The sequence below is a fragment of the Kaarinaea lacus genome (assembly GCF_975902315.1).
Map to the genome: position 1 here is coordinate 1 of NZ_CDLKIE010000095.1, position 6,923 is coordinate 6,923.

Below are 6,923 nucleotides of genomic sequence, written 5' to 3' on the forward strand. Positions count from 1 at the left end.
ATGAACCCAGTGTGGAAGACACTATCGCCATTTTACGTGGCCTGAAAGAAAAATACGAAGTTCACCATGGTGTCGACATAACCGATCCGGCCATTGTCTCGGCTGCAACACTGTCTCAACGCTACATTACTGATCGACAGCTGCCGGATAAAGCCATTGATCTGGTGGATGAAGCTGCCAGTCGAATTCGCATGGAAATCGATTCCAAGCCGGAAGAGATGGATCGACTGGATCGTCGCCTGGTGCAGTTAAAAATAGAACGTGAAGCGCTGAAAAAGGAAAGCGATGAGGCTTCCAGGCGTCGCCTGCAGGATTTGCAGGAAGAAATTAACAAGCTTGAAAAGGAATACGCTGACTATGAAGAAATCTGGAAAGCAGAAAAAGCTGCCGTACAGGGCTCGCAACATGTCAAAGAACAACTGGATCAAGCGCGTATGGAAATGGAAACCGCCAATCGTGCAGGTGATCTGGCGCGTATGTCAGAGCTGCAATACGGTCGTATTCCAGAGCTGGAGAAACAATTAGCAGCGGCATCTGAAGCTGAAAAAGCGGATATGCAGTTATTGCGTAATAAAGTGACCGAAGAAGAAATTGCCGAAGTGGTTTCCAAATGGACGGGTATACCGGTGTCCAAAATGCTGGAAGGCGAGCGGGAAAAATTATTGCGCATGGAAGAAGAACTGGGTAAACGTGTGGTTGGGCAGCAGGAAGCTGTCACTGCTGTAGCCAATGCCATTCGACGTTCAAGAGCAGGCTTGTCCGATCCAAACCGGCCCAATGGTTCGTTTCTGTTTTTGGGTCCTACCGGTGTGGGTAAAACCGAATTAACCAAGGCGCTGGCAGAATTTTTATTTGATACCGAAGACGCCATGGTACGTATTGATATGTCGGAGTTCATGGAAAAACATTCGGTCGCGCGATTAATCGGTGCGCCTCCCGGTTATGTTGGCTATGAAGAGGGTGGCTATTTAACCGAGGCAGTACGACGCAAGCCTTACTCGGTAATTTTGCTGGACGAGGTGGAAAAAGCGCATCCTGATGTATTTAACGTGCTGCTACAGGTGCTTGATGATGGCCGATTAACGGATGGTCATGGCCGCACGGTGGATTTCCGCAATACGGTTATCGTGATGACCTCCAATCTTGGTTCGCAAATTATCCAGGAACTGTCGGGTGAAGAACATTACCAGGACATGAAGAAGGCTGTTATGGAGGTGGTGTCACAGCAATTCCGTCCTGAGTTTATTAATCGAATCGATGAGACGGTGGTGTTTCATCCCCTGGGCAAGGATCAGATTCGCGCCATTACTCAAATTCAAATGGTGTATCTGAAACAACGTTTGGCAGAGCGCGATATTCAATTACAAATTTCCGATGCAGCACTGGATAAACTGGGGGAAGCAGGATTTGATCCGGTTTATGGTGCCCGTCCGCTAAAACGGGCTATTCAGAATAGTATTGAAAATGAACTGGCGCAGGAAATCCTGTCTGGAAAGTTTTCGCCCGGCGATATTATCGACGTCACTTTAGAAGGTGATCACCTCGCGTTTGAAAAGAAAACCGGCCAAAGCGAATCGGTAGCTTAGGCTAATCAATCAAGTAAGTCGCAATCTATCACCCCATGATTTCTGGATGGACCGGCAGGGAAATCCAAAATCATGGGGCGCAAAATGATGAATTTACAACCAGCAGTGTCCAGCACTGTCCCCACCAGCGACTTTAATACGTTAATTTTCCCTAAATCGATAATTTGTTTATTTTTTGTCTATATTTATGGCAAGCGCCCTAATAATTCAGCGCGATTGTCCGTTATCATAATTAGAGTATAGCGAATACTCATTTCTGATATATTAATCGTATGTGGAAACAACAAGTCAGTGCTGGACTGGTTGTCGGATTTACCGTAACCCTCTTACTAATGGTGATTATTTTTGCCGTTGGTCTTACCAGTATGTCTGCTATTCAGACACGCCTCAAAAGTATTGCCGAAAATCATAATGTTAAAACAGAGCTGGTAACCGCCATGCGTTATGCCGCCCGTGAACGCATGTTGGGCTTATATCGCATGCTGTTGCTGGACGACCCTTTTGAGCGCGATGACGAATACATGCTGTTCAATAGATTTGCGCTGGAATTTACTACTGCTCGACAACAATTGCAGAGCATGCAACTGAGTAAACAGGAGCATCAAGCACTCCTGGATCAGGGAAAGTTAACGGTAGATGCCGTTCAACTGCAGGAGCGAGTGATTGACTTCGCCTATAAAGACGAAATAGCACAAGCAAAGCAATTGTTGTATGACAAAACCATGGAAGCTCAGGAAAAGGTTTTCGGTAAACTAAATGAGCTGATGGAGATTCAACGGATAGAAACCAGGAAGGCTGTTGAGCAATCAACACTGGAATATAATCGTGCTCGAAACCTGATGTATATATTTGGTGCGGCGGCGTTAGTCATTGGAATTATCGTTGCGCTGGTTGTGATCCGCCGAACAGCAAGTAATGAAGCGACACTCTTCCGGCAAAAAGAAAGAGTGCAAGTTACGCTAAATTCTATTGGTGATGGCGTCATTACTACCGATGCAAACGGAAACGTTGACTATGTAAACCATGTGGCTAGTCAACTTACAGGCGTCAGCAATGCAAATGCGAAAGGTAAGAGTTTATTTGATGTGCTCACACTCGTTAATGACGAAGGATTTCCTCCCTCGACAAATCCGGTGCTGAAAGCAATTAACGAGCAGCGCATTGTTGATAACTATGAGCCAATGACCCTGGTGCGGGAAGATGGCGATCACTATGCTGTTGAACTGACTGCGTCACCTATCCAGGATTATGATCAAAGTATTATTGGCGCAGTTCTGGTATTTCGAAACATGACAGCGATTCGAGATATGGCGAATCAGATGGCCTATCAGGCCGCTCATGATTCTTTGACGGGATTAATCAATCGAGATGAGTTTGAAAGACGTCTTAGCGAAGCAATTAATGTTGCGCGGAACAATCAGGAAGAACATGTTTTATGCTACATGGATCTGGATCAGTTTAAAGTTGTTAACGATACTTGCGGGCATATTGCGGGCGATGAGTTACTCAAACAATTAACTGTTTTATTACATCGAAAAATCAGAAAGTCCGATACCCTGGCGCGCCTGGGAGGAGATGAGTTTGGTATTTTATTTCTGGACTGTAAGTTGGGTAAGGCCAGGCAAATTATCGATGTACTACGCAACACAATAAATGAGTTCCGGTTTGTATGGGGAGATAAGTCGTTTGAGGTTGGTGTCAGCCTGGGCGTGGTTGCTATAAACCATGAAACTGGTGGGCTCACCGATGTAATGAGTGCTGCCGATTCCGCCTGTTTTGTTGCTAAAGACCTGGGTCGCAATCGTATTCATATCTATCAGCCAGATGACAAATTGCTCAGTGAGCGAAGAGGCGAAATGCAGTGGTTGCCACGTATAAGGCAGGCATTGGAGAAGGATCAATTCCAGCTATTTTTCCAGAAGTTTGTATCGGTTGAATCATCACCCGGGGAATATAATATTGAATTACTGGTGCGTATGATTAGCGACAATGGAGAGATCATACCACCTATGGCTTTTTTACCGGCGGCAGAGCGTTACGATTTAATGCCTGCTATAGATCGTTGGGTGGTGAGTAATGCGTTTATGCATTTACAACAGTATCAAATTAATAATCCTGGCGCTAATTTCATGTGGACGGTTAATATTTCCGGGCAATCACTTGGGGATGAACAGTTTCTGGATTTTGTCATAGAAAAAAGACTTGAGCATGGTGTTGATGCAGAGCGAATTTGTTTTGAAATTACCGAGACTGCTGCCGTGGCAAATTTAACAGAAGCTACTCATTTAATTACTGCGCTTAAAGAAGAAGGATTTAGGTTTGCGCTGGATGATTTTGGCAGCGGATTGAGCTCATTTAATTATCTTAAGCACCTGCCGGTAGATTATCTAAAGATTGACGGAAGTTTCGTTAAGGATCTGATGGATGATCCTATAGATTATGCTATGGTGGAGTCTATTAATCAGATTGGTCATATCCTGAAGCTTAAAACAATCGCGGAATTTGTTGAAAATCATGAAACGCTAAAAATTCTAAAAGAGTTGAAGGTTGACTATGCGCAGGGATATGCGATTCATAAGCCTGAACTGTTAACCTTCGAAAGTAAACTGGCGGCCCAATCATAATTCCGAAACTGCATGACGTTTGTCATCTGACCTAAACTGAAAATCAACAATGTAAAATTGCGATTTGTAAGTATCTGATATTCGTACTAAGCTTGTTACTGTCAACAAGACTGAAATTTTAAGCTAAAGGGATAATAATGAGTAAAAAACATCTTAGTATAGTTTTGCTGGTAATAGGAGTTGCTTTGATCGCCTGGGGATTTCAGGTTTCAGAAGAAGTGGGATCACAGCTCAGCAGTACCTTTTCTGGGCGGCCAACTGATGAGACCCTGATATTTTACATAGTCGGTGGCATTGCTGCTGCAATTGGCCTGGTAGGTCTGATCAAGAAATAATAATGACAAATAAACTGTCGTAACAGTAGCGGAATACAGCTTGTAAAGGTTTCAGTTAGTCAGACGTGACTTGAAAAACTTCTCTTTGCTGTATCGGTATCTGAATACCCACTTCATCAAATTTGTTTTTAATGCGCCGTAACATTTCACGCCTGATGGGCCACATTTTGTCGGCCTGTGTTTTAATCATAAACTTAATCGTTACCGCCGCATTGCCAAACTCATTCACCCCTAACATTACCGGGTCAGACAGAATATAGTCTCTGTAATCAGGGTCTTCTTGCAACTGTTTCGCCAGTTCCATTAATAGTGTCATGACTTCATCCACATTTTCTTTGTATGACACATTGATATCGAAGACTGCTTGAGCCCACTCATAGGTGCGATTGGTGACTTGCTTGATTTCACCGTTGGGAATGAAATGGACTCTACCTTCAATATCACGAAGCACGGTAGCGCGCATGTTAACGCGTTCTACCACGCCGGTGACATTTCCAACCGTCACTACGTCTCCAAGTTCATATTGGTCCTCCATCAGAATCATAATGCCGCTGAAATAATCACGCATCAGGTTCTGGGCGCCAAAGGCAAACGCCAGACCAATAATCGCGGCACCACCAAGAATAGTCTTAATATCCACGCCAGCTTCTTCCAATACTAAAAATGTACCGCCGACATAGATTAGCAATCTTAGAACTGCATCCATGCTAAGTGCTATGGTTTCAGCTCTGTTGACGCGGCCTTCTATTGAGCCTCGTCCTTTCCTGGAAACGGCTCTAGCAACACGTTTTACTGAAACCCTGCTAATGAACAACAGTAAAATCATGAGTGCGATTACTAGTAACACCCGCGGTCCACGCGTCATGACCCATTGAGCGATATTGTGAGGATGAAGTGGGCTTTGTAACCAAACGTTCTTTTGCCGTGCCGTCTCCGCTGCCTGGCGTTTTTCTTCCGCGGTTTCTACAGCTTGTAGTTGACCCGCTTGAACTTCAGTTAATTGTTGATGTAACTGGTTTAACAGGACGCTGCGGGCCACGATGTCATTTTGTACTCTACGTAATTCTTTACGAATGTCTGGTATGTCTTTTTGTAATTGTTTTATGTCCTCCTGCTTGCCTTCCTGGCGCGCCTTGTCAAGCTTTCCATCAAGGGTGCTCAGGTAGTTTTCTATATTGCTGCGAGACTGGATTTCGTTATCCAATAATTGTTGTTCACGACGAATTTGATTTTCTAGTGCTTTTTTCCGTTCAACATAATCAACAACGATTTGCTCTGCCTGTTTGGCTTCGGCACGCTTTTCCTGTTCCTCCTTTTGCGCTTCGATTTGTTCTGGTGTGGCGAGTGCCTCGACTTCTTCTTCCTTTTCTGGTGCAGTCTCAGCCGGTGTTGACGGAATAGGTAAAGGAGTCTTTATAGCAGGTGTAATATCTTCTGCTGGTCGCCCAGGAATAGTTTGTACTTTCTCTGTCTGGCCAGTATCTTCAACTGTTATTTTTCCCTTCAATCCATCGAGAAGGTTCTTATCATTGAGTCTTTTTTCCTCGAGGCCTTTAATTTGTTCTTGAAGCGTTTTTTGTGCCTTTAAGTTCAAATTGGCCTGGGTATTAAACAATTCATATTCTCTGGATAGACTTTCAATATCCTGTTTCAAATCCTGAGCGGTCGGGCCTTTCTGATCTGCCTGCTCGGCCAGCTGTTGTTCCTTTTCCGCTTTTTGTTTGCCTAGATTTTTCAGTCCGTCGGATATGCGTGTGAACGTTTTTTGTTTTATCTCCAGTTCTTTTTTTAATTCCTGAATTCTTTTTCCATCTGCCTCAATATTGGCTTCTATTTTCAGTATTTGCTCCGCATTGGAAAGGCCTTCGGTTTTTTCCTGTTTGGCCTGGTCTGAGGAAGTTTCAGTGCTTTGATTGTTTTGCGTAGCAGCATCGGGTGCTGCTACAAGCGATGCGGGGTGCATAGCCAAAACAATACCAAATAAGGCTAAGTAAGATTTGAATTTCGGTAATTTCATATTGGCCTAATATATTGAATATCTAGGCAAAATATAATCGATCCAGGATTGGATGTCGATATTCCGTGTCCATTGCCGAATGAGCTGGGTCAACGAAATGGATATTACTAAGAGTCTGTTTCTGTAATCATATAAAGGCTGGTTTTTGCTTTTTTATGGTGATAAGGGAAGGGTTAATATCTCAGTTATCTGCCAGCAGCTTGTTAATAACGTTCTCAATATCCCTGTAATTACCTTCACCGATAAAGCGATAACGAATGTTACCCTGCTTGTCGACAATATACATGGCAGGCCAGTAGCGATTGGAGAAACGACGCCAAATATGAAAATCGTTGTCGATGGCGACAGGGTATGTAATGTC

Annotated in this window: 4 protein-coding genes and 1 pseudogene; 3 read left to right on the forward strand and 2 right to left on the reverse strand. The window is 43.9% G+C overall.

The annotated features are described in order from the left end of the window. From ACWVCM_RS02295 to ACWVCM_RS02305, 3 genes are all read left to right on the forward strand, one after another. Positions 1–1,586 (forward strand): AAA family ATPase (locus tag ACWVCM_RS02295; protein ID WP_455200087.1); only part of this gene is annotated, 1,586 nt, incomplete at its 5' end. Between the two features lie 272 nt (positions 1,587–1,858). Beyond that, positions 1,859–4,210, forward strand: a complete 2,352-nt coding sequence (locus ACWVCM_RS02300) for an EAL domain-containing protein (RefSeq protein WP_455200088.1) — start codon at positions 1,859–1,861, stop codon at positions 4,208–4,210. A 137-nt stretch (positions 4,211–4,347) separates the two neighbouring features. Further along, positions 4,348–4,545, forward strand: coding sequence for a DUF3185 family protein (locus ACWVCM_RS02305; protein ID WP_455200089.1), 198 nt, complete (start codon positions 4,348–4,350; stop codon positions 4,543–4,545). 55 nt (positions 4,546–4,600) lie between these two features. Here ACWVCM_RS02305 and ACWVCM_RS02310 read toward each other — a convergent pair whose 3' ends face one another. After that, positions 4,601–6,508, reverse strand: a complete 1,908-nt coding sequence (locus tag ACWVCM_RS02310; RefSeq protein ID WP_455200090.1) for a mechanosensitive ion channel domain-containing protein — start codon at positions 6,506–6,508, stop codon at positions 4,601–4,603. 235 nt (positions 6,509–6,743) lie between these two features. Then, positions 6,744–6,923, reverse strand: a pseudogene (locus tag ACWVCM_RS02315) (redoxin); the annotation flags it as partial.

Bases quoted from the DNA above. Each gene is read 5' to 3' on its own strand.
- ACWVCM_RS02305 (WP_455200089.1), top strand. From the start codon at position 4,348: ATGAGTAAAAAACATCTTAGTATAGTTTTGCTGGTAATAGGAGTTGCT.
- ACWVCM_RS02310 (WP_455200090.1), bottom strand. From the start codon at position 6,508: ATGCACCCCGCATCGCTTGTAGCAGCACCCGATGCTGCTACGCAAAAC.
- ACWVCM_RS02300 (WP_455200088.1), top strand. From the start codon at position 1,859: ATGTGGAAACAACAAGTCAGTGCTGGACTGGTTGTCGGATTTACCGTA.